Source organism: Paenibacillus sp. FSL k6-2145, from assembly GCF_037976585.1.
Lineage (GTDB): Bacteria > Bacillota > Bacilli > Paenibacillales > Paenibacillaceae > Paenibacillus.
In genome coordinates, this window is sequence record NZ_CP150267.1 from 6,532,980 (window position 1) to 6,555,537 (window position 22,558).

The 22,558-nt window shown below is 46.6% G+C and carries 21 protein-coding genes and 1 other annotated feature; of the genes, 8 read left to right on the forward strand and 13 right to left on the reverse strand.

What is annotated here, in order from left to right:
• Window positions 1-84 precede the first annotated feature (84 nt).
• Both leuD and leuC read right to left on the reverse strand, forming a co-directional pair.
• Window positions 85-687: a 3-isopropylmalate dehydratase small subunit gene (leuD, locus tag NZ043_RS28830; RefSeq protein WP_091028995.1), complete on the reverse strand. Its 603-nt coding sequence runs from the start codon at window positions 685-687 to the stop codon at window positions 85-87.
• A 31-nt stretch (window positions 688-718) separates the two neighbouring features.
• The gene (gene leuC / locus NZ043_RS28835) at window positions 719-2,140 is read right to left on the reverse strand and encodes a 3-isopropylmalate dehydratase large subunit (RefSeq protein WP_091028993.1); all 1,422 of its coding nucleotides are present in this window, start codon (window positions 2,138-2,140) and stop codon (window positions 719-721) included.
• Window positions 2,141-2,517: 377 nt separating this feature from the next.
• On the opposite strand from leuC, the gene NZ043_RS28840 reads away from it, so the two are divergent.
• The gene (locus tag NZ043_RS28840) at window positions 2,518-3,438 is read left to right on the forward strand and encodes a LysR family transcriptional regulator (RefSeq protein ID WP_091028991.1); all 921 of its coding nucleotides are present in this window, start codon (window positions 2,518-2,520) and stop codon (window positions 3,436-3,438) included.
• Between the two features lie 246 nt (window positions 3,439-3,684).
• Here the strand turns inward: NZ043_RS28840 and NZ043_RS28845 are convergent, their stop codons facing one another.
• The 4 genes from NZ043_RS28845 to NZ043_RS28860 all read right to left on the reverse strand — a co-directional run bounded on the left by NZ043_RS28845 (window position 3,685) and on the right by NZ043_RS28860 (window position 7,684).
• Window positions 3,685-3,870, reverse strand: coding sequence for a hypothetical protein (locus NZ043_RS28845; RefSeq protein WP_017687767.1), 186 nt, complete (start codon window positions 3,868-3,870; stop codon window positions 3,685-3,687).
• 91 nt (window positions 3,871-3,961) lie between these two features.
• Window positions 3,962-4,783: a carbon-nitrogen family hydrolase gene (locus NZ043_RS28850; RefSeq protein ID WP_339309900.1), complete on the reverse strand. Its 822-nt coding sequence runs from the start codon at window positions 4,781-4,783 to the stop codon at window positions 3,962-3,964.
• 73 nt (window positions 4,784-4,856) lie between these two features.
• The gene (locus NZ043_RS28855; protein ID WP_133385318.1) at window positions 4,857-6,479 is read right to left on the reverse strand and encodes an AraC family transcriptional regulator; all 1,623 of its coding nucleotides are present in this window, start codon (window positions 6,477-6,479) and stop codon (window positions 4,857-4,859) included.
• 200 nt (window positions 6,480-6,679) lie between these two features.
• On the reverse strand, window positions 6,680-7,684 hold the full coding sequence (locus tag NZ043_RS28860; RefSeq protein WP_339309901.1) for an ABC transporter substrate-binding protein: 1,005 nt from the start codon (window positions 7,682-7,684) through the stop codon (window positions 6,680-6,682).
• Window positions 7,685-7,946: 262 nt separating this feature from the next.
• Between NZ043_RS28860 and NZ043_RS28865 the strand changes: the two genes are divergently transcribed.
• The 7 genes from NZ043_RS28865 to NZ043_RS28895 all read left to right on the forward strand — a co-directional run bounded on the left by NZ043_RS28865 (window position 7,947) and on the right by NZ043_RS28895 (window position 15,596).
• Window positions 7,947-9,155, forward strand: a complete 1,209-nt coding sequence (locus NZ043_RS28865) for a pyridoxal phosphate-dependent aminotransferase (RefSeq protein WP_339309902.1) — start codon at window positions 7,947-7,949, stop codon at window positions 9,153-9,155.
• A 64-nt stretch (window positions 9,156-9,219) separates the two neighbouring features.
• Window positions 9,220-9,434 (forward strand) — a binding site (T-box leader).
• Window positions 9,435-9,516: 82 nt separating this feature from the next.
• Window positions 9,517-10,620: a glutamate 5-kinase gene (proB, locus tag NZ043_RS28870; protein ID WP_133385321.1), complete on the forward strand. Its 1,104-nt coding sequence runs from the start codon at window positions 9,517-9,519 to the stop codon at window positions 10,618-10,620.
• Between the two features lie 280 nt (window positions 10,621-10,900).
• On the forward strand, window positions 10,901-12,148 hold the full coding sequence (locus NZ043_RS28875) for a glutamate-5-semialdehyde dehydrogenase (protein WP_339309903.1): 1,248 nt from the start codon (window positions 10,901-10,903) through the stop codon (window positions 12,146-12,148).
• A 36-nt stretch (window positions 12,149-12,184) separates the two neighbouring features.
• Entirely contained in the window at window positions 12,185-13,045 is an 861-nt protein-coding gene (gene proC, locus NZ043_RS28880; protein ID WP_036607595.1) for a pyrroline-5-carboxylate reductase, read from the forward strand.
• The gene (locus NZ043_RS28885) at window positions 13,042-14,265 is read left to right on the forward strand and encodes a 2,3-diketo-5-methylthiopentyl-1-phosphate enolase (RefSeq protein WP_339309904.1); all 1,224 of its coding nucleotides are present in this window, start codon (window positions 13,042-13,044) and stop codon (window positions 14,263-14,265) included. The genes proC and NZ043_RS28885 overlap by 4 nt, the downstream gene beginning before the upstream one ends.
• Window positions 14,262-14,939 (forward strand): 2-hydroxy-3-keto-5-methylthiopentenyl-1-phosphate phosphatase, encoded by a 678-nt coding sequence (locus NZ043_RS28890; protein WP_133385323.1) that lies wholly within the window; start codon window positions 14,262-14,264, stop codon window positions 14,937-14,939. The genes NZ043_RS28885 and NZ043_RS28890 overlap by 4 nt, the downstream gene beginning before the upstream one ends.
• A gap of 3 nt (window positions 14,940-14,942) precedes the next feature.
• Window positions 14,943-15,596 carry a methylthioribulose 1-phosphate dehydratase gene (locus tag NZ043_RS28895; protein ID WP_036607600.1) on the forward strand — a complete coding sequence of 218 codons (654 nt, stop codon included), beginning with the start codon at window positions 14,943-14,945 and terminating at the stop codon, window positions 15,594-15,596.
• A 166-nt stretch (window positions 15,597-15,762) separates the two neighbouring features.
• On the opposite strand, the gene NZ043_RS28900 is transcribed toward NZ043_RS28895, so the two are convergent.
• From NZ043_RS28900 to NZ043_RS28930, 7 genes are all read right to left on the reverse strand, one after another.
• Complete coding sequence (locus NZ043_RS28900) at window positions 15,763-17,052, reverse strand: multi-tm2 domain protein (RefSeq protein WP_339309905.1); 1,290 nt, start codon at window positions 17,050-17,052, stop codon at window positions 15,763-15,765.
• 37 nt (window positions 17,053-17,089) lie between these two features.
• Entirely contained in the window at window positions 17,090-17,542 is a 453-nt protein-coding gene (locus NZ043_RS28905; RefSeq protein WP_339309906.1) for a hypothetical protein, read from the reverse strand.
• Entirely contained in the window at window positions 17,535-18,035 is a 501-nt protein-coding gene (locus tag NZ043_RS28910) for a sigma-70 family RNA polymerase sigma factor (RefSeq protein WP_235200725.1), read from the reverse strand. The genes NZ043_RS28905 and NZ043_RS28910 overlap by 8 nt, the downstream gene beginning before the upstream one ends.
• Window positions 18,036-18,281: 246 nt before the next feature.
• The gene (locus NZ043_RS28915; protein ID WP_082219126.1) at window positions 18,282-18,986 is read right to left on the reverse strand and encodes a DnaD domain-containing protein; all 705 of its coding nucleotides are present in this window, start codon (window positions 18,984-18,986) and stop codon (window positions 18,282-18,284) included.
• 20 nt (window positions 18,987-19,006) lie between these two features.
• On the reverse strand, window positions 19,007-20,302 hold the full coding sequence (asnS, locus tag NZ043_RS28920; RefSeq protein ID WP_017687752.1) for an asparagine--tRNA ligase: 1,296 nt from the start codon (window positions 20,300-20,302) through the stop codon (window positions 19,007-19,009).
• 101 nt (window positions 20,303-20,403) lie between these two features.
• On the reverse strand, window positions 20,404-21,609 hold the full coding sequence (locus NZ043_RS28925) for an acetate kinase (protein ID WP_036607607.1): 1,206 nt from the start codon (window positions 21,607-21,609) through the stop codon (window positions 20,404-20,406).
• A complete protein-coding gene (locus tag NZ043_RS28930) occupies window positions 21,606-22,478 on the reverse strand; it encodes a 3-hydroxyacyl-CoA dehydrogenase NAD-binding domain-containing protein (protein ID WP_017687750.1) in 873 nt (290 codons plus the stop codon). The genes NZ043_RS28925 and NZ043_RS28930 overlap by 4 nt, the downstream gene beginning before the upstream one ends.
• Between the last annotated feature and the right edge of the window lie 80 nt (window positions 22,479-22,558).

Below are 22,558 nucleotides of genomic sequence, written 5' to 3' on the forward strand. Positions count from 1 at the left end.
TATTAAAAAAAGCTTCTGTCTCACCGATGGGAACAAAGTCCCTTTGGCAAGGCAGAAGCTTCCTGCTATACGATACTTTAATAATTAACCGAAAAGTTTTGCCGCGTGGCGTTGTTCGTAAGCAGCGATTTCATCATCATGTTGAAGAGTCAGACCGATATCATCCAATCCTTGCAACAGGAATTGACGACGGTGCTCATCCAGATCAAAATCGATATGCAGTCCGTATGCATCAGTAATCGTTTTGTTCTCCAGATTTACATTCATCTCGTAGCCTTCATGTGTCGCTGTACGTTGGAACAAGTCTTCAACTTGCTCTTCTGACAACTTGATTGGCAAGATTCCGTTCTTAAAGCAGTTATTATAGAAAATGTCTGCAAAAGATGGAGCGATCACACAACGGAATCCATAGTCCATAATTGCCCATGGCGCATGCTCACGGGAAGATCCACAGCCAAAGTTGGCACGTGAAATCAGGATGGATGCCCCTTCATAACGAGGTTTATTCATTTCGAAGGAAGCATTATTGTTGCCCTCTTCATCGAAACGCCATTCATAGAACAAAAATTGTCCAAATCCGGTACGTTCAATCCGTTTCAAAAACTGTTTCGGAATGATTGCGTCTGTATCTACATTGACCCGGTCTACCGGTGCAACGATGCCTTGTAATGTTTTGAATTCTTCCATATTAAACGTTCTCCCTTCTGTCTGTTATAGATTAGATCGCTGCTTCTGTTTTGAAATTCCAGTCCCGTACGTCCACAAAGTGACCCTTAACCGCTGCTGCTGCTGCCATTGCCGGAGATACCAGGTGCGTACGTCCTCCGCGTCCTTGGCGTCCTTCAAAGTTACGGTTGGACGTCGAAGCACAACGTTGTCCTGGCTTCAATACATCCGGGTTCATCGCCAGACACATGCTGCATCCCGCATCACGCCATTCAAATCCAGCTTCTGTAAAGATTTTATCCAGACCTTCTTGTTCAGCCTGAATTTTAACACGTCCTGAACCTGGTACAACAATTGCTGTAACCTGACTGGATACCGTGTGACCTTTAGCCACTTTTGCTGCTGCACGCAGATCTTCGATCCGACCATTCGTGCAAGAACCGATAAATACATAATCAATCGGAATTTCGGCGATTGGTGTTCCCGGTTCAAGTCCCATATATTCAAGGGCTTTTTCAGCCGCTTTGCGTTCGTTTTCTGTAGGCAATTCAGCCGGAACAGGAACTTTCGAAGAGATATCGGTTCCCATGCCTGGGCTTGTTCCCCAAGTTACTTGCGGGATCAATGTTTCCACATCGATTTCAACCACATGGTCGAACTCCGCACCTTCATCGGTTACAAGTTGTTTCCAACCCTCTACAGCTTCATCGAACTTCGCATCCGCTGGTACGTATTCACGTCCACGCAGATATTCGAATGTTGTTTCGTCCGGAGCGATCAATCCGGCTCTTGCTCCACCTTCGATGGACATGTTGCAGACCGTCATACGCTCTTCCATGCTCAACTCACGGATGGATTCGCCTGTGTACTCAATAACATAACCTGTTGCAAAGTCTGTACCGTATTTGGCGATGACTGCGAGGATCATATCTTTCGCGGTTACACCCGGGTTACGTTTACCGACAAAACGAACTTCCATCGTTTTGGCTTTTGCTTGTTGCAAACATTGCGTTGCCATAACGTGCTCAACTTCACTTGTTCCGATTCCGAATGCCAGTGCGCCAAACGCACCGTGTGTGGACGTATGACTGTCACCACATACAATCGTTTTACCCGGGTGAGTCAGACCGAGTTCAGGTCCCATAACGTGCACAACGCCTTGATCAATCGTGTCCAGATCATACAATTTCACGCCGAAATCACGGCAGTTTTGCGAAAGTGTATCAATTTGTTGTTTGGAGATTGGATCTGTAATGTTGAAGCGGTCTTTGGTTGGAACGTTGTGGTCCATTGTTGCAAATGTCAGCTCAGGGCGACGAACTTTACGTCCGCTCAGACGAAGACCTTCAAATGCCTGTGGAGAAGTTACTTCGTGCACCAGATGCAGATCGATATACAGAATGCTTGGTTTGCCTTCTTCTTGATGAATCACGTGGTTTTCCCAAATTTTCTCAAACATCGTTTTTTTACTCATCATTTTCACCTCATTATAAGTTCGGTCCTTGGAAGAGCCTCGTGTTTCCTTTAAAAAGTGAAGCTCTTGAATGACATAAATATATCACCCTGTCCTTCATTGTTCCAAGATATAATATCTATAGATGTAATAGGTTTAACCTATAATGAGATAAGGACAAATAAACCACTGCTCATCGCAGAGGTTTCAATTGATAACAATTATCATTATCAGATAAGTCTTATACTACGTTTCCGCTGCTTCGCTGTCAATGCTTTTATACAAAATAAAGAAGCACTCTCCTGATATTTGAATTTACCGGTAGTTCCGGCAAAGAGAATGATTTCTTCATTTGTAATGATATAATGGTGGCATAACGAAAGGAATGACCAATGACAATGGAATTCAGACAACTTCAATATACGTTGCAAATCGCGGCCGAACGCAATTTCTCCCGGGCAGCAGAGAAGCTGCACATTGCCCAACCTTCATTAAGCCAGCAATTATCCAAATTGGAAAAAGAATTGGGAGTACTGCTGTTTCAGCGGAATACAAGTACCGTGGAGTTAACTCATGCGGGTGTTACGTTTGTCGAACAAGCCCAAAAGATCGTAGATGCCGTGGAGCTATTGCGTCAGGAAATGTCAGACATCTCCCAGCTTCGTAAAGGTAAAGTCGTTGTGGGCAGCATGCCAATCACAGGCTCACACCTGCTACCACACGTGCTTCCTGCGTTCCAACAAGCGTATCCCGAGATTGAAGTCACCTTATTGGAAGACTCCGGGCTTACACTTGAGAAATTGACAGCAAGCGGTAAAGCTGATCTGAGTCTGTTATCTCTTCCTTTACAAGAGCCAAGCTTGTCTTATGTAACCATTGGAGAAGAACGAATTGATCTGGCGGTTCCCCCGAATCACCCTCTGGCACGCAGGGCAGATCCGGAACATCCGCTTCCTGTGCGAATTGAAGAACTTCGGGATGAACCCTTTGTTGTATTGAAAAAAGGACAGGGTTTCCGCAAACTTACATTTGATCTCTGTGAGCAAGCCGGTTTTGATCCCAAAGTTGTGTTTGAGAGCACAAATATTGAGACTGTTCAGTCGCTGGTCGCCACAGGTATGGGTATTACACTGGTTCCACGCTTTATTGCCCGTGCGCCGCGCAGTGAGTTCGTGCCTGTGTATGTTCCACTTGCTGAGCCTACTCCCAGCAGAACACTTGTTGTGGCTTATCGTCAAGGCAGAGTGCTGTCGAAGGCAGCCGAGGCATTCATCCATACGTTTCAACAAACCGTGGCCGAACTGTCAAAGGGAGACTAAGAAATTGCTCTGTGGTATAGGTACATTTCTTTAGGTACATTTCATACTGAACCAAAACAAAGGCTTGACCCTTATGGGCCAAGCCTTTGTCATATACTCGTTTCCCGCATCCGCAGGATAAAGTTCTTACTTTGCAATCACAGTAACTGGTTACAGTACAATGTTGCTTGTTAAGTTGTTTAGCTTCAATGCTAATTTATAATGTTAACGTAGAAACGTACATAAGAAAACTTCATGTCTGGCGGTTTATTTACGCAAATTACGATCGCTTGTCAGCCTGTTTTGCTGATTCATTACACGGCCTTCGTCCTGAACAGTTGAATCAGGGGGTGATAGCCCTCCTGCTCCATTCTCTAAGAATGCCCTTAAGTGATCTTCCCTTGTGTTATCCTGTTCCAGTCTCCTGAGCGTATCTTTCACATGGTTGTCCATTGATTGATCATCCTCCTTGGTGACGGGATAGTTATCATTACCCGTGCCCTGGAAGAATAAACACTTTTTCTGAAGAATTTTATTTCAGTTTTTATTTTTTGCCAAAATAAACGCCAGGTCGACGGTCTTCAAATACGGGAATACGCCCGCGAACCTCATCTACCAGAGATGGACGAATAATTCCGGTCACGATCTCTTCCCCTTCGCCACCTTCAGCCACAATCTCACCCCAAGGATCAATGATAAGGGAATGTCCGAAAAATTCGGTTTCTCCCCCTTTACCTACACGGTTACAGGCGATCGCATACATCTGATTCTCAATCGCTCGTGCTGTAAGCAACGTACGCCAGTGGTGCAAACGAGGGTTCGGCCATTCGGCCGGTACAATTAATGCCTTGGCCCCGTTGAGAGCAAGGGTGCGGGCAAGTTCCGGAAACCGGATGTCATAACAGATCGAAGCACCCGCTGTAAGACCGTTCTGCAATTCAAAAATTTCAGGTTCCGCACCTGGCTGTAAATATTTCTCCTCGTCCATTAGACGGAACAAATGTAATTTATCGTATCGTGTTACCTGTTTTCCTTCACGATCATAAGCGTACATTGTATTGTATATTTGACCATCCCGTTTCTCAGCAATTGAACCGCCAACGATGGAAATTTGATGTTTTTGAGCAAAAGCAGACAGCCATTCCCGAGATTTCTGGCCATCCGGGTCAGCGAGTTCATGAATTTGAGTCAAAGCGTATCCGGTATTCCACATCTCAGGTAACACAGCCAGCCCCAGATCCGGATATTGTTTTACCGCACGCTCAAGCAACGTCTGCATATGTTTATGATTGGCCTCAGGGTCTCCAAGTTGAATATCGCCCTGAATCAGGGCTACACGCATTTCTCCCTGTTGTTTTTCTGTCATGACAAGCACTCCTCTGAACCGTAATACCTGCTATCATAGCTTGATCCTCTTGAGGACTGCAAGCCTGTTTTTGTTATGAACTTACACACAACAACTCAGGGAGCAGGGTCAACAATCGATCACTCGTGAGCGCGTCACCTAGATTCCAAATTGACTCCTCCACAGGGTATACCCGTCCAATCTGTACAGCCGGAAGGGCCTGCCAACTGGGACTTTTCATCAGCATCTCTGTAGCCTGTCTTGCCACAACTTCCTCAGGCAGCATAACAAACACATGATCTCCCGCGTACTGACGTACCGCTTCAGCCGAAATTTCCTTATAGGCTCTGCCTGCCGCAAGTGCTTCCTTCACTTTGGTCACTGGCCTGAATCCCATTGGATGATATAACATAGGCGCCAGACCGATATTTCCCATAACAAATAATCTTGCACCCCGATGGTATGTAAATACGGATGCCGTTTCCCCCTCTTCAATCACAGTATGGATCTTCGCCCACATCTGCTCAGTACGCTCCGCATAGGAGGTTAGCCATTGTTCAGCCTGCGGTTGTCTGCCAAACCAGCTGCCCAATCTGTGCATTCGTTCTTCCAACGTGGCATGTGAATTGTAAGCAAGCGTCGGTGCAATCCGGTAAAGTTGTTCATATTGCTGTTCATTGCTGCTATCAAAAATAATCAAATCCGGCTTCATGATAACAGCTGCTTCCACATTAACCGGAGCAACCGCGTCATAGGTCTGATCTCCCAATATCTGAATGCCCAGCATCAGCAGATCCCCAGCGGAGTCTCCGTAATACATAATTCGTTCCGGGTTTACTGGAATATTCACATCATGGCCCAACCAATCTTGTACTAACGTCTGCTGCTGAATCGATCTTTCATATTGACGAGGAGATAATCCGGTCATTTGGCGAAAACGCCTGCTGAAATAATACTCATCCTTAAAGCCCACGCGGTTCGCTATATCCCGAAGTGGTTCATTCGATTTGCGAAGCCAGTCCTTGGCATGTTTAATGCGTACATGATTCACATAATCGAGTGGCTTGTGACCCGTGAGTTGTCTGAAAAGGGTCGTATATTGTACAGGTCTGATCTCCACAAGACGTGCCAGTTTCTGTACAGTGATTTCTTCAGCATAATGGTCGTCCACATACTGAATCGTACTATATAGTCTTGCTTCCATACTCTGTTCCGTCTTTGGAGAAGTGTACCGGGTAATGATCATCTCCATCCATTTTTGGAATTGCGCATTCAAATGACTGTATTCTGCATCTGTTTTATAGTTTCGAATGGCATACATTTGCTCAAGCATCCCACTTAACGGAGCATAGGGATAACCATTCAATTGGTTTTTGTGCTCAAATACAGGGCGGGTAAAGAGTTCGGGATCACCCGTCAACACATGAATAACATCAAAAGCCATTACGAAATATTTCAATTCCGAGTTATTACGATGTTCAATCTGGTACCCCTCTCCCGGAGAAAGCGGATAGACACATCCCGTAGTAAACGGAAACTGTTCATGTCCAATATATAAACGCCCATCCCCTTCTTCGCAGATCAGGAACGCATGTTTCTCGCAAGCAACTTCCAGCATCACCTGTTCAGGTGGTTCAATTCGTCGTACCAGATGATCCAGCCGAAACATGAATGCTGAAAAGAACAACGCTCCCCCATCGGCATCCAAAGCCTGCATGTCGGTTCACCTCGTTTTTCTAAAATGAGAATAATTATCAATCATTCTGTATGGTCTGATTATAAGCGAGCGATGGTTAATAATCCAGATATGACTTTATCAGCAAAAAAGAGCGTTCAACGAAATGTTGAAGGCCCCTTTTACTTTTTTATAACTGCATTACTCAAAGGTGTTACTGCTGCCTCACTAGCTCGTCATCATTATTGAATCATCTGTTTTGGCAGCTCTTGTAACAGCCACTCCCTGGAAAGGGCATCACTTGAAGCTTTTACGATATTAAAACGATATACTTTTCCTTCTTTCACCGCAGGCAGGTTCTTCCAGATTGAACTATCCAGCAATTCCTTGGTGGATTGTTTCGCATCGTCGGTCACAGGATCCAGAATAAATATCCGATCACCGGCAAATTCAGATAATTTTTCAGTCGAAATCTCTACAAATCCCATGTCTTCATCCAATACTTTCTGAATTTCCGCGGTTGGCTTCAGCCCGTCTTTACCATATAACAACTGTGGCAATCCTGCACCCGCCATAACAAACAGACGATTCCCGGGATACATGGTGAATACCGAAGCGGTCTCCCCTTCTTTCAATCCGTTCTCATGAAGTTGCTTCCACATCTCTTCTGTTGCTTTTTGATGATTCGTAATCCAATCCTCCGCTTCTTGCTTTTTGTTCAACAAGTCGCCAAGGATACGCATACGATCTTCTATTGACCCGAACGAATCAAATGTAACCGTGGGTGCAACCTTCGCGATCTGATCGTATTGTGTCTCATCACTGTTCGAGAAAATGATCAGATCGGGATTTAAGGCTAGCGCCTTTTCCACACTGATCGGAAATCCTACATCCTCTGCCTGAGCAACCTGATCATCGTATACAGTTCCATCCTGACGAAGTATGCCTACAGGAACAACACCAAGCGCCAGCAGATCCCCGGTAACTTCTCCATGATAGATGACTCGTTTCGGATTTACAGGGACCTCTACTTCATGGCCAGTCCAATCTTTGAATACCCGGGTCTCCCCCTCATTTGTCTCTTCTGCTGCAGTCGTGGTCTCTGTGGTTTCTGTGGTTTCTATGGCTGCTTTGGAATCCTCTGCGCCAGCAGCAGGTGTTGTAGCCTGATTTCCACAAGCCAGCAGCAGAATGGATAACCACGTAATCGTAAATAGTACTGCCGTATTTCGTATGCCCTTTTTCATTGCTATTTCTCCCCCTATATCATGTGCGTTGTGCAATAAAATTTAATGATATTGATTATCATTATCGGATATTATCATAAAACAAGGCTTCTCTCAGCTCAATGGACAAAACTATATGGGCACTTTCAGTTTTGTACAATCCTCCGCTCTTTACTTCTATGTACTCCCTAATCAAGTGGATTTCCCTCTATACAGCTCGGGATTGGCGTGATAAATTAATGAGAACTATTTGCCATTTTTAATAACCGGAGTGATGAAGATAATGACCCATTCAGACCATACATCCGCTCGTTCAGCCTTTAAGATACCAACTTCTGATGTGATAACACAGCTGCCAACGCAATTTTTTGCTACCCTTGTTCAAAATGTAAATCGTGAAATCGCAAGTGGACATGACGTGATCAATCTGGGTCAGGGGAACCCGGATACACCTACACCACCCCATATTGTGAAAACACTGCAAGAGTCAGCTGAAAATCCTCTCTACCATAAATACTCCCCTTTTAGAGGGTACTCTTTCCTGAAGGAAGCTGTCGCCAAACGTTATAAGGAAGATTACAACGTTGATCTGGATCCCGAGACTGAAGTAGCCATTCTGTTCGGAGGCAAAACAGGACTGGTTCAGTTACCTCAGATCCTGCTTAACCCCGGTGACACCGTTCTTGTTCCCGATCCAGGCTACCCGGATTACTGGTCTGGTGTTGCACTCGCCAAAGCAAACATGTCATTTATGCCTTTGCTCGAGTCCAATGCATTCCTGCCGGATTACGAAGCCGTTACTGCGGAAGATCGGGAGAAGGCCAAGCTGATGTTCCTGAACTATCCCAACAATCCAACGTCGGCAACGGCTCCACTTTCGTTCTACGAAGATACGGTTGAGTTTGCCATTCAAAATCAAATCGTCGTTGCCAGCGACTTTGCTTACGGCGCGATTGGATTTGACGGACATCGTCCAGTAAGTTTCCTACAAGCCCCTGGTGCCAAAGAAGTGGGCATTGAGTTCTATACGTTATCAAAAACGTACAATATGGCTGGATGGCGTGTTGGATTTGCGCTAGGTAATGCAGAGATTGTCTCTAAAATCAATCTGCTTCAGGATCATATCTATGTCAGTCTCTTCGGTGGGATTCAAGCTGCGGCAACGGAAGCACTGACTGGCTCCCAGGAATGTGTTGCCTCGCTGGTTTCACGTTACGAATCCCGTCGCAATGCGTTTTATGACGCTCTTTCCTCGATTGGCTGGCAAGCTTCGAAACCCGCAGGTTCATTCTTCAGCTGGTTACCTGTACCTGCAGGTTATACCTCTGCTTCATTTGCAGACTTGTTACTGCGAGAAGCCAAGGTGGCCGTAGCCCCAGGTATTGGTTTTGGTTCACATGGCGAAAGCTATGTGCGCGCGGGACTGCTAAGTGATGAAAACCGATTACGCGAAGCTGTAGAGCGGATTGGCAAGCTGAATTTATTCAAGTAATTTACAGGACCATAACCCCTTTGCATATGCCAAGTTTCCATGGTATGTTATAAGAAATATTGAACGAAACGTGATGACGGGACCAGTAAGAGAATATCAGTCGCGCCCAGAGAGTAAATTCCACCCTGCTGAAAGAATTTACCGCGGCTCTTCTCTGAAACCTACCCCTGAGCGGCCTGTTACGTGCAGGACAGTGCCTTCTGTTACAGGGCATGAAGCCGGATGATCTAATCATCAATAAAGGTGGTACCGCGGAAGTAACAAACTTTCGTCCTTTTTAACTAAAGGGCGGGAGTTTTTTTTGTACCCGCTATAGCCTGCTCCAGAAGCACTTATTAATCATGTTTAAGGAAGTGAAACCATGACTTCACGTATTGTAGTTAAGATTGGAAGCAGCTCGCTTACCACGGAAGAAGGCGGTCTGGATCGCAGTTCGATCACTTTTTTTGCCGGAGAAATTGCAGCACTGGCTGATCAGGGCCATGAAGTACTCTTGGTCACCTCAGGAGCGGTAGCGGCCGGATTCCGGGAGATCGGTTATCCTCAGCGCCCCAAACTGCTACATGAGAAACAAGCCGCAGCGGCCGTTGGTCAGGCATTACTGATGCAGGCATATCAACAGGCTTTTGCAGCGCACCGCGTTACTACGGCGCAAATTCTGTTAACTCGTACAGACTTTCACAGTCGTAAACGCATGGGTAACGCAGGTATGACCGTAGAAGAGCTGCTTAAACAGCGAGTGATTCCGATTTTCAATGAGAATGATACGGTATCGGTAGACGAATTGAAGTTTGGTGATAACGATCTGTTGTCCGCATTGGTTGCAAACCTGGTGAAGGCACAGCATCTGATCATTCTTACCGATACCAACGGCCTGTACACCGCAGACCCGCGTAAAGATCCTTCTGCCGTACGTTACGACCGTATCCCCGAGATAACGGCTGAGATCTACGCTTTTGCCGGCGGCTCAGGATCAACGGTTGGTACAGGCGGAATGCGATCCAAAGTTGATGCAGCAAAGGTTGCTACACGTGGAGGCGTACCTGTATTCGTGGGAAGTGTGAAAGAACACGGAGATATGCAGAAAGCGGTTGATGGCACCGGTAAAGGAACTTACTTTGAGACACGACTCGCTTCGTTATCCCGTAAAAAGCAGTGGCTCGGCTTCATGTCTACTCCACTGGGAACTGTCGTTGTGGATGATGGTGCTGAAGAAGCACTTGTCCATGGGGGCCACAGCCTTTTACCTGTAGGAGTCAAGCGGGTACTGGGAACGTTTCATGCAGGAGACGTTGTAGAGGTCATCGGAATGGATGAAACCTTGCTTGGTCGCGGTATTGTCAATTATGATGATGACCAGCTTCGACTTATTGCCGGACTTCCCAGTGGCGAAGTGATGAAACAACTCGCTAGCATCCATAGGCTTGAGGTTATTCATAGAGACGAATGGATTACTTTAAAGTAAACAAGAAGTTATATTAAAGTTAAACTAATCATTTACACGTAACGGAGAGGACAGAAAAAACCTGAAAAAGCGGAGCGTTCGCCTAAAAGCTTTCTGAAAGAAAGCTACATCGGAAGCATACGCTTATCTCCGGATTTTTCCCTTTAGAAAAGGGAATCGAAAAAATCTGGGGATAACAGCGATTGGAAGGTTATTCTGTCATCGTAGTGTCTGTGTGAATAATCTTTAGTTTAACATGTGGTTGGAATACTCAACTTTATATATATGAGGAGGAATTACGATGAGTGAAGTCAGAGAAAAAGCCATCAAAGCTCAAGCCACGGTTCCACAGCTGAACCGATTGAATACAGAACAGAAAAATACGGCCCTGCGTGTCATGGCAGATGCTTTGATTAAGGAGACGAATTCCATTATTACGGCAAACGCTGAGGATCTGGAACGCGGCAGAGAACAAGGTACGCCGGAATCCATGCTGGATCGGCTCGCACTTAATAAGGAGCGCATTGCTGGCATTGCTGAAGGATTACGTCAGATTGCAGATCTGCCTGATCCAGTCGGTGAAGTATTGGAGACATTCACCCGTCCTAACGGATTGCATGTTGAAAAATTAAGAGTGCCGATTGGCCTGATTGGCATCATCTACGAAGCTCGTCCGAATGTAACTGTAGACGCAGCCGGATTATGTCTCAAAACAGGTAATGCAGTGCTTCTGCGCGGCGGCTCCTCTGCCCTGTCCTCCAATCGTAAAATTGTGGAGGTGCTGCATCAGGCACTCACAACGACAGACATGCCTGCTAATGCTCTGCAACTGGTTGAGGATGCGGATCGTGCTTCCGTAGATGAAATGCTCAAGTTGAACGGACTGCTGGACGTCATCATTCCACGCGGAGGGGCTTCCCTCATTCGTAATGTGGTTGCCAATGCAACCGTACCTGTTATCGAAACTGGGGCGGGCATTTGCCATACCTATGTGGATGAATCAGCCGATCCAGTTATGGCAGCCGAAATTGCCATCAATGCCAAGGCACAACGTCCATCCGTATGTAACTCCATGGAAACGTTGCTGCTGCATGCCGCATATGCAGAAGAGCATCTGCCTGCTCTTGCCGAGCAATTCCGTGAGGCCAATGTGGTCTTGAAAGGTTGCAACACGGTGCGTCGTCTTGTTCCGTCTGCCCTTGAGGCAACCGAGGAAGACTATGCGACCGAGTATAACGATTATATTTTAAATATCCGTGTGGTCGAGAACCTGGACGAAGCAATGCAGCACATCGCACATTATGGAACCAAACATTCCGAATGTATTGTAACGCGGGATACAGCCCATGCAGAGCGCTTCATGCATGATGTGGATGCAGCAGCCGTCTATCACAATGCGTCCACTCGTTTCACCGACGGATTTGAATTTGGCTATGGAGCCGAAATCGGAATCAGTACCCAGAAACTGCATGCACGTGGACCGATGGGACTGCCAGCACTGACATCAACCAAATATCGTATTACAGGCAATGGACAGATTCGTCAATAATATCCCAGCACCAGTTATATAGGAGGAACGATAAATATGAGTCAAGAGCAACAGACGTTACTACAACAGAAGATTACTTTCCACGGAGCAGGCGCGATGGCTGAAGCCATCGTGCGCGGACTGATCTCCCGCCTAGTCGTTCGTCCTCAGGATATTACGATGCTGAACCGCAGCAACCAGAAACGTCAGGAGGAGCTCAGTACCCGTTATGCAGTACATACCGGAACGGCCTCACAATCTTTGGATCATCTTGCCTCCACTCCGGTCATTGTACTCTGTATGAAACCCAAAGATGCTGCCGCAGCGCTGCGCGAACTCGGTCCATTGTTATCACCTGATCAACTGATCGTATCTGTCATTGCCGGATTATCAATCCGCACGATGCAGTCCTTGCTTGGTCGTAAACAGCCAATCGCGAGAACCATGCCAAATACATCCAGTACCATTGGACTTGGTGCAACCGGTCTTGCCTTCTCTGCGGAAATTACGGATGATCAGCGCAGTACGGTGATGACCATGTTTGAAGCGGTTGGTATCGTGACCATCGTGCCTGAAGATAAACTCGAAGTGCTCACAGGGATTTCCGGAAGCGGCCCTGCTTATGTATACTATTTAATGGAGGCCATGATTGCCGCAGGTATTCGTGGTGGCTTATCCAGCCAGCAATCTCGTGATCTCACTGTTCAGACGGTGCTGGGCGCGTCACGAATGGTACAACAAACCGGTTTGGAACCGATGAAGCTTCGTAGTGATGTGACATCCCCGGGAGGGGCAACCCAGGCAGCACTGAAAACGCTGGACGAAGGAGATTTCTTTGAAAATGTAATCGCAGCCGTCAACCGCTGTGCAGAGCGCTCAAGGGAGATGGGAGCTGCTTTGGAAGGGGATTTAAAATGAATAATATGTGTACAGCCACATATCGTCTGCATGATGACCATGCAGACTTTCGCAAGAAAGCTCAGTCCATCGCGATTGGCATGACCGTGGGCAGCTGGACGGAGTTACCGCAAGCCCAACGTGAAGCGATGCAGAAACATCTGGGTGAAGTAATAAGCGTAGAAGTACATGAAGCTGATGGAATGGCTGCGGGTGAGCGTTACGCCGATATTACTATTGGATATCCTGATGTGAACTTCAGTCGTGACATCCCTGCCCTGCTCGTGACGGTCTTTGGCAAAATCTCAATGGATGGCCGAATCAAATTGACAAAGCTTGGTTTCTCGGATGGCTTCCTCAGTGCATTCCCTGGACCCAAGTTTGGACTGACTGGTGTTCGTGATCTGCTTGGTGTACACGACCGTCCACTGTTAATGAGTATCTTCAAGTCAGTTATTGGGCTGAATGCAGATGAACTGCGTGAACAATTTATTCGTCAGGCCCTTGGGGGCGTTGATCTTATCAAGGACGATGAGATTCTGTTCGAGAATAAATTGACACCCATCGAAAAAAGAGTCGAGGTCTGCATGAAAGCTGCCGAACAGGCACGCCAGGAGACCGGCAAGAAACTTCTGTATGCAACCAATCTCACAGGGCCTACATCTCGTCTGAAAGAGCAAGCTGAACGTGCCATCGGCGCAGGAGCCAATGCCTTGTTGTTCAACGTCTTGTCCTACGGATATGATGTCCTCCATGAACTCAGCAGTGATCCTGATATTGATGTGCCAATTATGGCGCACCCTGCACTTGCAGGCGCACTGTATCCTTCACCACATTACGGCATGTCGGCTTCGGTTGTACTTGGCCAGCTGATGCGTCTAGCGGGGGCCGATCTGGTGCTCTTCCCTTCTCCTTATGGATCGGTAACGATGCCGAAGGAAGAAAATATGGCGATCACGGAGCAATTACTGACAGCTGATCTGCCAGTACGAACCAGTATGCCAGTGCCTTCAGCCGGCATCCATCCAGGCCTTGTACCGCTCATTTTGCGCGACTTTGGTACAGATGTCATCGTTAATGCTGGTGGCGGTATTCATGGACATCCTATGGGCACTGAGGCAGGCGGACGTGCATTCCTGCAAGCCATTGAGGCAGCTCAGCGTTCCATTCCACTCGCGCAATATGCAACCGAGCATCCGGAGCTGAAAAGCGCATTGGACCTGTGGGGTGGCGAACGATGAGAAGTGATAAGAAAACAGTCATTTTCTGTGACTTTGACGGTACGATTACCCTCTCGGACAACATCGTAGCGATCATGAAACATTTCAAACCTGAGGGCATTGAAGCGATTATGAAAGATACGATTGAGCAAAACATCTCGCTGCGTGAAGGCGTTGGAGCCATGTTTGCTCTGTTGCCTGCATCGCAGAAAGATGAAATTGTGGAATTTGTGCTTGGACAAGCGGGGATCCGTGAAGGATTCACCGAGTTTCTTGACTACGTTCGCAGCGAAGGGATTGAATTCAATGTGACCAGCGGTGGTATGGACTTTTTTATCGAACCGTTACTCGCACCATTTCATATCCCGCAGGATCATGTCTATTGCAACGGAGCTGACTTCTCGGGTGAAACCATTAAGATTGAATGGCCGAATCCTTGCCAGCCTCCTTGTGAGAACGGCTGCGGCATGTGTAAAACAACCGTGATTCGTACTTTCCCGGAAGATCAATATAATCGAATTCTCATTGGAGACAGTCTGACGGATTTTGAAGGTGCCAAAATTGCCGATCTCGTCTACTCCCGCTCCATTTTAACGGACAAATGTATTGAGCTGGGTGTGGACCATGTGCCATTCGCTACCTTTTACGATATCATCGAAGATATGAAACAGAAGCAAACACAAGGAGTGCTGTAAACGATGGGCTTTGAAAAGATTACATTGGAACACAAACGACAGGTCCTTGAAGAACTGGCTGATATTAAAGCATTGTTTGCAAGTCGTAACTGGTTCCCTGGAACAAGTGGCAATCTGTCGATGCGTGTAGGAGATTTTGACCCGGAGCAATTTTATTTTGCGGTTACCGCTTCAGGCAAAGACAAATCTCTGCGCACACCGGAAGACTTCCTTTTTGTAGACAAACACGGCAAAGCGATCGAAACAACAACGTTGAAACCCAGTGCTGAAACGTTGATTCATTGCGAAATCTATCGTTTGACCGGCTGTGGCGCTGTATTCCACGTGCATACCGTGTTTAACAACCTGATTAGCGAATTCTTTGGAGCAGATGGACACGTACCGATTCAAGGAATCGAATTGATCAAGGCTTTCAACATTTGGGAAGAAAATGCGGAGATTCGTGTACCCGTCCTGCCTAACTTTGCAGATATTCCATCTATCGCTGAATTGGTGCCAGGTGTACTTGATGCCAACGTACCAGGGATCTTGCTTCGGAACCACGGTATATATGCGTGGGGCAAAGATGCTTTTGAAGCAAAACGTCATCTGGAAGCGTTCGAGTTCCTGTTCGAAGTGATGTACCGTCAACTTCTGTTGAAGGGTGCTACGAAATAGCAATCATTTATTCGAAATCAAAGTTGTTCAACCCAAAAACACGCCAGAGGCTGATATACATAGCCCTTGGCGTGTTTTTATGTTGTAGGGATAACAGCGATTGAAAGGTTGCTCTGTGCATCGTAGTGTCAGTGTAAACAATCTTTAATTCAACTTGGATCGTAAATTACAGTCGATCATCCCTATCCTTGAATAAAAAGAGACTGTCTGCTCCCTCTTCATTTCGATGAGCAGCACTTTGGATACCCGTCCCCCGTTGCTTGCCAAACAGCAGTTTCAAGCCGCCAAAAATGAGCAGCAAGGATACGATGACGGTGTTTAGATAGGAACGGATCTCATACGTCATAAATGCATTAGGGAAGAGCTCATTTAGCTGTGGAATGACAAGACGGATCGTCAGGTAATATAGACCCAGCGCGGCAATCCCGAATCCAATCAGACGCTGATGGCGGGCCCAGTCCTTGAAGATCGGTTGATCAATCAATGGCTCGCGTCCATAGCGACTGGAGCACTGTAGTCCGTCAAAGAAGCTGTAGAACCAGACCAGTGGAATCATGAACAGAAACACCGATAAATGAAGCAGGTCCAGAACATAGATGCTGCCCAGGAACAGGAACATCAATTGCATGCCTCTTTTCTGCAATCCAAGATATAGATGACCTGCACCTGGAAAAGCGGATAGCAGCGTTGCAAGCACTTTGCTACGTCGTCCGGCTACTCTGCCCATCTCCAATTCCTCAAATAATGTCCGATCCTGCAACACCTCACCAGCCTGCTTACGGTGGACATGCTGCACCGCATCAAACATGCAGTATACCCATATTACAGGCAGTATGAGCAGGAACATTAAAAATACCGATTCATTGGTGATCGACGCCACAAAAACCATCATGGCAAATGAACCAAAGAACGCCATCAGGAAGGACAACCCACGATGCAACAATCCCAGATGAAGATGTCCCAATCCTGGAACAAATGAGAGTAAAATGGTGAAGAAGCGTTCACCCTCACTGCCTTTTCGATACATGGGTTGACCATAGGTCCCTTCAGCGTGAGCATATTCACTACCAGGATGCTGATGCAGCTCATCTTCATTCATATGTTCCATAGGCCCTTGATGGCCCATGTGTGCTCCCTGATAGGCTGCTCCTGGATGTTGCGGTCCGTAATGTGCTCCATATCCCCTGTAATGAGCATCTCGGCCGGAAGGCGCACGGAGCAGAACAATAACCATGTCCAGCATGCTGATCCCCCAGAAGAAAGCAGCAAAAAGTGCACCGAAAATCATTAAATCTTGTTCATTAGTGACCATTGCTAACATGAATGAGCCAACAGCTGTTCCGAAGAAAAGCAATGGATAAATCACAGCCCTTGCGGCCCGTCCCCAATACATAAAACCAAGACCGGGTATCAGGTTTAATAGAAATGCGAGTAATTTGTTACGATCTGAGTGCACAGTCGTCATCCTTTCTTTTCAGGCAATGCGAAGCTATTTATGGTTTAGGCTTGAGGTTATCCAGCCATGAAGTGGCTGCCTCCGTCCATTTCTCGGTAAAAGACCCTCTGTGGTCGCCATCCTGGAACTTGTGATATGGTGCTACCTTGTCAAAAAGTCCAGACGAGAGGAAGATCAATGTCAAACAGGCTGCTACCGCGTAATGGAACACTTTATGATCAAGCCAGCGCCGGTTTCGTCCAGCAAGGGATTTGCGTTGTACCTTGGGTGATTGAATGCCCTCAATCCGATGCATGACTGAATCCGCAAACCCTGTTGGGTCATGTAGCGGAGGTAGTTCCCCATGGATACCGAGTGCTTCCAAATAACTGTCCATCGCATCCGGGTCTTCCAGCAAAAGCTGTTCCATTTGGTTCGCTTGAGTTTCACTCATATGGCCTTCAATATAATCAGTCCATTGCGCAGTGGTATATTTCTCCTGTTTACTCACGCCATTCATCCTCCTTCCAATGTTTTCGAATCCACTGCCGGGCACGATACAAGCGGGATTCCACAGTCTTCACAGCCACCTGTGCATCACTGGCAATCTGCTCATAATTTTTTTCGCTTAGATAATACGCAGTGATAATGTCACGATGCTGAGCAGGCAACTGATTAATTCGTTCGCGAAGTTTATCCTGACGCTCTTCACGAACGAGACGGGTAAGAACGTCTTCATCCCGTCCGGGAATATTGATTATTTTTTCTTCTCCACCCAGATCCTCAGCAGTTCGTCTGCCCAGCTTGCGTTTGGCATCAATCGCTTTGTGAAAGGCAATTCGGGTTAACCACGTCTTGAAACCTTCAGAACGGTAGTCGGGGAGAGACTTATACATCTGTATGAACGCCTCCTGAGCTGCATCCTGTGCTTCCTGATCGTTCCTGAGTACGGAATAGGCCACATGGTATACATGCTGGCTATATTTATCAATCAGAGTACGCATCTGGGATGTATCTCCTTGACGGATTTGTTCGATTACACGCGCTTCATCAATAACTCTCCCCTCCTCTCCAATACAATAGACGACAGCTTGTGCGTTAACCCCTGCGTGATCTATCAAATTTTTGTAAAACAAAGTGAAATCATTGCCTGAAAGGTTGATGTTGCTGATCACTCATCCAATCTATAATCCAAAAAAAACAGGCACAGAATGACTTCTGGCCTGTTTCTTGTCCCGCCTACGCTGGAATTAACGTCCACCATTACGAAACCGCTGTGTGTACGCCTTTGCATCTTGAACGGTCTTGACACGATTGCGACTCCACTCAAGCAGTATTCGATCGATATACCGGAAATGTACTTTGCCTGCAAAAACTGCTTCCTTCAGAGCCATTAGAATCAATTCCTCTTGATAACGGTCCTGATCCAACCAGCCGGATATCGTTTCGCACTCCATTGGAGAGAGCGGACGTCCAAATTCTTTTTCAAAGATGGAGAACATGTTCCGTTCTTCCTCTTCTTTTTGAACACTGTTCGAATCTTGACGTGCTGTATTGCTACTATGCTGCTCCGCACGGAATGCGGCTACTTCTTCAGCAGTGCACGCTGCAAGTTTGGCATATAATCCATGTAAATCATATCGCTCGTACTGGATGTCCCGTTCTTCGTCACGGTGCTCGTCAATAGCAATATACCCATCCCTCATCAGACGTTGCAACATTCTGGCAATGCCTTCAGGTGCAAGTCCCATGCGCGCCGCAAGCTCTTCAAGCGTGGGAAACTCATTGAACTCTGCCTGACGGAACCCTAACAGTTGAATCAGAAGAAGCACTTCTGCATCTGATAGACCAAGCTGGTGATAAAAACGTAACAAGGCATACGGCAGATGGGCTGTACCCGAAGTCATGCCATAAGCTGCTCCATCCAACCAAGCTTTGGATGTGGTGTCTTCCATAGACGCTCCTCGGTTAAGCATTAAGGGTACAGACGATAGAGCATACGTGGGAATGCGATTGTTTCACGTACATGATCCAATCCACAGATCCATGCTACCGTCCGCTCCAATCCCAGACCGAAACCGGAGTGAGGAACCGATCCGTATTTACGCAAATCCAGATACCATTGGTAAGCTTCATCCGAGAGATTGTGCTCCTCAAAACGTTGTTGCATCAATTCCGGATCATCGATACGCTGCGAACCGCCAATAATCTCTCCGTAGCCTTCTGGTGCAATCATATCAGCACAGAGAACAACTTCTGGACGATTCGGATCTGGTTTCATGTAGAATGCCTTGATTCCAGCAGGGTAATGCGTGATAAAGACGGGTGTATTGTACTTCTCAGCAATTGCTGTTTCGTGCGGTGCACCAAAGTCTTCTCCCCAAGGAATATCAAAGCCTTGTCCATGCAGGAATTCAATCGCTTCATCATACGTAATTCGTGGGAATGGAGCTACGATACCTTCGAGTTTGGATACGTCACGACCGATAGATTCCAGTTCTGCACGGCAGTTTTTCACCACGGATTGAACGACATGAGCAATAAATTTCTCTTGTACGCGCAGACTTTCCTCGTGATCTACAAATGCCATTTCCGGCTCAATCATCCAGAACTCAATCAAGTGACGACGTGTTTTGGACTTCTCTGCGCGGAATGTTGGACCGAAGGAATATACCTTGCCCAGCGCCATGGCTGCGGCTTCCATATACAATTGACCACTTTGTGTCAGATAAGCATCTTCATCAAAGTATTTGATGTGGAACAGGTTCGTTGTTCCTTCCGCAGACGATGGTGTCAAAATCGGAGGATCAACTTGTGTGAATCCGTTACCATCAAAGAACTGTTGAACAGCGCGAATAATCTCTGCACGAATCACCATAACCGCACGTTGCTTCGTAGAACGAAGCCACAGATGACGATGGTCCATCAAGAAATCCACACCATGCTCTTTAGGCGTAATTGGATAGTTTTCAGTCAGGTGAATGATCTCAACCCCTGTAACAGTCATCTCGTAACCGGACGCACTGCGAGGTTCTTCACGAATAATACCTGTAACATACAAAGAGCTTTCTTGGGTCAGGCTCTTGGCATTGTTCCAGATTTCTTCACTAACTTCACTTTTTACAACAACCCCTTGGATATATCCGGTTCCATCACGCAGCTGTAAAAACTGAATTTTACCGCTGGAACGTTTGTTGTTAATCCAGGCACCGATTGTTACGGTTTCGCCCACATGCTCGTTCACATTACGAATTACACAATTCGTATTCATGCCCATATCTCCCCTTGGTTCCTGAATTTGAAAATGCAGCGGGCAGGCTTATGCCTGTCCTCTGCACTTCCTTGTCATTCTATATTTACTTTACAGTTAGATTACTGAGAATTCAATACGATTCGGTGTGTATCACGTGCAATTACCAATTCTTCGTTAGTTGGCACAACGAGAACTTCCACTTTGGAATTCGCTGTTGTGATCCGGCGCGGTTCGCCAGAACGAATGGCATTCAACGCTTCATCCAGTTCAACACCCAGATAAGTGAGCTGCTCACATACTTTTTGGCGAAGTACAACAGAGTTCTCACCTACACCAGCCGTAAAGACGATCACGTCTACACCGTTCATTGCAGCTGCATATGAACCGATGTATTTACGCAGACGGTATTCGTACATCTCAAAAGCAAGCGTGGAGTTGGCATCGCCATTCTCCATACCTTCCGTAATCTCACGCATGTCACTGCTGATTCCGGAGATCGCAAGCAATCCACTGTGTTTGTTCAACATGGAGTTCACTTCGCTTACGCTCAGTTCTTCCTTGTTCATTACATAAGGTACGATGGCTGGGTCAAGGTCACCAGAACGCGTTCCCATCATCAGTCCTTCAAGCGGAGTCATACCCATCGAAGTATCCACGGATACGCCACCTTTAACTGCTGTTACACTACCACCGTTACCGACGTGACAAGTGATAATTTTCAGATCTTCCACTGGACGATCCAAGTATTCAGCAGCTGCCTTGCTTACGAAATCATGGGAAGTACCATGTGCGCCGTAGCGACGTACTTTATATTTTTTGTAAAGTACACGCGGAATGGCATACAAATAGGCTTTTTCAGGCATCGTTTGATGGAACGCTGTATCAAAGACCATCACCTGTGGCACACCAGGCATATTGGCTTCAGCTGCACGAATACCCATCATTGCTGCAGGGTTATGAAGTGGAGCCAAGTCGAACAAACGACGAATTTCAGCTTTGGCAGCATCATCTACCAATGCAGATTCTTTAAATGCTTCACCACCGTGAACAACACGGTGTCCAACAGCTTGAATTTCACTTACAGAATCCAGTACACCATTTTCTTTGTGAGTCAAAATATCAATGACTTTACGGATCGCTGTTGTATGCTCCAGAATTTCACTAACTTCTGTAACATCCTCACGGCCTGTCGGTTTATGTGTCAGAATGGAGGAATCCATTCCGATCCGTTCTACCAAACCTTTAGCCAGTACAGATTCGTCAGTCATATTATACAGTTGATATTTGAGCGAGGAACTCCCCGCATTAATTACGAGTACTTTCACAGTCGGTCACCATCCTTGTCGTACTTGAAGAATCCTTCGCCTGTTTTGGCACCCAGGTGTCCTGCACGCACCATTTTCTTCAGGACTGTAGAAGGACGATATTTCAATTCTCCGAATTCACGGAACATTCTTTCGAGTGCAGCTTCAACAGAATCCAATCCAAAACGGTCAGCCATTTCGAGTGGTCCATGCTGGAAGTTATATCCGATACGCATTGCATCATCGATATCTTCAGCAGATGCAACACCTTCTTGCAATACATGCAACGCTTCGTTAATCAGCAGGCAGATCAAGCGGGAAGTTACGAATCCAGGTGATTCATAGATCATGACTCCTTTTTTGTCCGCTACTTCTTCAACAAAACGTCTGGTCTCTTCGAAAGTTGTATCCGAAGTTTTCAGTCCACGAATAATCTCTACAAGATCAACCCGGGATACCGGGTGAATAAAGTGCATACCAATAACACGCTCTGGGTATTTGGTCGAGCTTGCAAGCTCGGTCAAACTCAGCGTGGATGTATTACTTGCCAGAATGACATTGCTTGGACAAACTTGGTCCAGTTGGCTGAATACTGCTTTTTTCGCATCCAGATCTTCTGAAATCGTCTCAATGACCATGTCGCAAGTTCCAAGTTCAGCTAAATGAGCTACCTTGGTAATGCGGGAAAGAATCAATTTCTTCTCCGCTTTTGTAATCGCCCATTTCTCCAGTTGTTTATCCAGATTGGTTTCGATCATGTCATATGCATGATCCAGCTTTTGTGTTGTATGCTCCACGAGAAGCACATCAAGTCCTTTGGCTGCGAGCATCTGGGAAATACCTTGCCCCATCGTACCGCCGCCGACAACTCCTATTTTTTTGAAAAACATGGTTCTGCTCCATCCTTTCGGTTCTCTATTTCTCTATTGTACCCTGTTCGCCGAAAATTACAAATTTCGACCCAACATAT

Excerpts from the sequence above, each read along its gene's own strand:
- leuD (WP_091028995.1), bottom strand. The coding sequence starts at position 687 with ATGGAAGAATTCAAAACATTACAAGGCATCGTTGCACCGGTAGACCGG.
- leuC (WP_091028993.1), bottom strand. The coding sequence starts at position 2,140 with ATGAGTAAAAAAACGATGTTTGAGAAAATTTGGGAAAACCACGTGATT.
- NZ043_RS28840 (WP_091028991.1), top strand. The coding sequence starts at position 2,518 with ATGGAATTCAGACAACTTCAATATACGTTGCAAATCGCGGCCGAACGC.
- NZ043_RS28845 (WP_017687767.1), bottom strand. The coding sequence starts at position 3,870 with ATGGACAACCATGTGAAAGATACGCTCAGGAGACTGGAACAGGATAAC.
- NZ043_RS28850 (WP_339309900.1), bottom strand. The coding sequence starts at position 4,783 with ATGACAGAAAAACAACAGGGAGAAATGCGTGTAGCCCTGATTCAGGGC.
- NZ043_RS28855 (WP_133385318.1), bottom strand. The coding sequence starts at position 6,479 with ATGCAGGCTTTGGATGCCGATGGGGGAGCGTTGTTCTTTTCAGCATTC.
- NZ043_RS28860 (WP_339309901.1), bottom strand. The coding sequence starts at position 7,684 with ATGAAAAAGGGCATACGAAATACGGCAGTACTATTTACGATTACGTGG.
- NZ043_RS28865 (WP_339309902.1), top strand. The coding sequence starts at position 7,947 with ATGACCCATTCAGACCATACATCCGCTCGTTCAGCCTTTAAGATACCA.
- proB (WP_133385321.1), top strand. The coding sequence starts at position 9,517 with ATGACTTCACGTATTGTAGTTAAGATTGGAAGCAGCTCGCTTACCACG.
- NZ043_RS28875 (WP_339309903.1), top strand. The coding sequence starts at position 10,901 with ATGAGTGAAGTCAGAGAAAAAGCCATCAAAGCTCAAGCCACGGTTCCA.
- proC (WP_036607595.1), top strand. The coding sequence starts at position 12,185 with ATGAGTCAAGAGCAACAGACGTTACTACAACAGAAGATTACTTTCCAC.
- NZ043_RS28885 (WP_339309904.1), top strand. The coding sequence starts at position 13,042 with ATGAATAATATGTGTACAGCCACATATCGTCTGCATGATGACCATGCA.
- NZ043_RS28890 (WP_133385323.1), top strand. The coding sequence starts at position 14,262 with ATGAGAAGTGATAAGAAAACAGTCATTTTCTGTGACTTTGACGGTACG.
- NZ043_RS28895 (WP_036607600.1), top strand. The coding sequence starts at position 14,943 with ATGGGCTTTGAAAAGATTACATTGGAACACAAACGACAGGTCCTTGAA.
- NZ043_RS28910 (WP_235200725.1), bottom strand. The coding sequence starts at position 18,035 with ATGCGTACTCTGATTGATAAATATAGCCAGCATGTATACCATGTGGCC.
- NZ043_RS28915 (WP_082219126.1), bottom strand. The coding sequence starts at position 18,986 with ATGGAAGACACCACATCCAAAGCTTGGTTGGATGGAGCAGCTTATGGC.
- asnS (WP_017687752.1), bottom strand. The coding sequence starts at position 20,302 with ATGAATACGAATTGTGTAATTCGTAATGTGAACGAGCATGTGGGCGAA.
- NZ043_RS28930 (WP_017687750.1), bottom strand. The coding sequence starts at position 22,478 with ATGTTTTTCAAAAAAATAGGAGTTGTCGGCGGCGGTACGATGGGGCAA.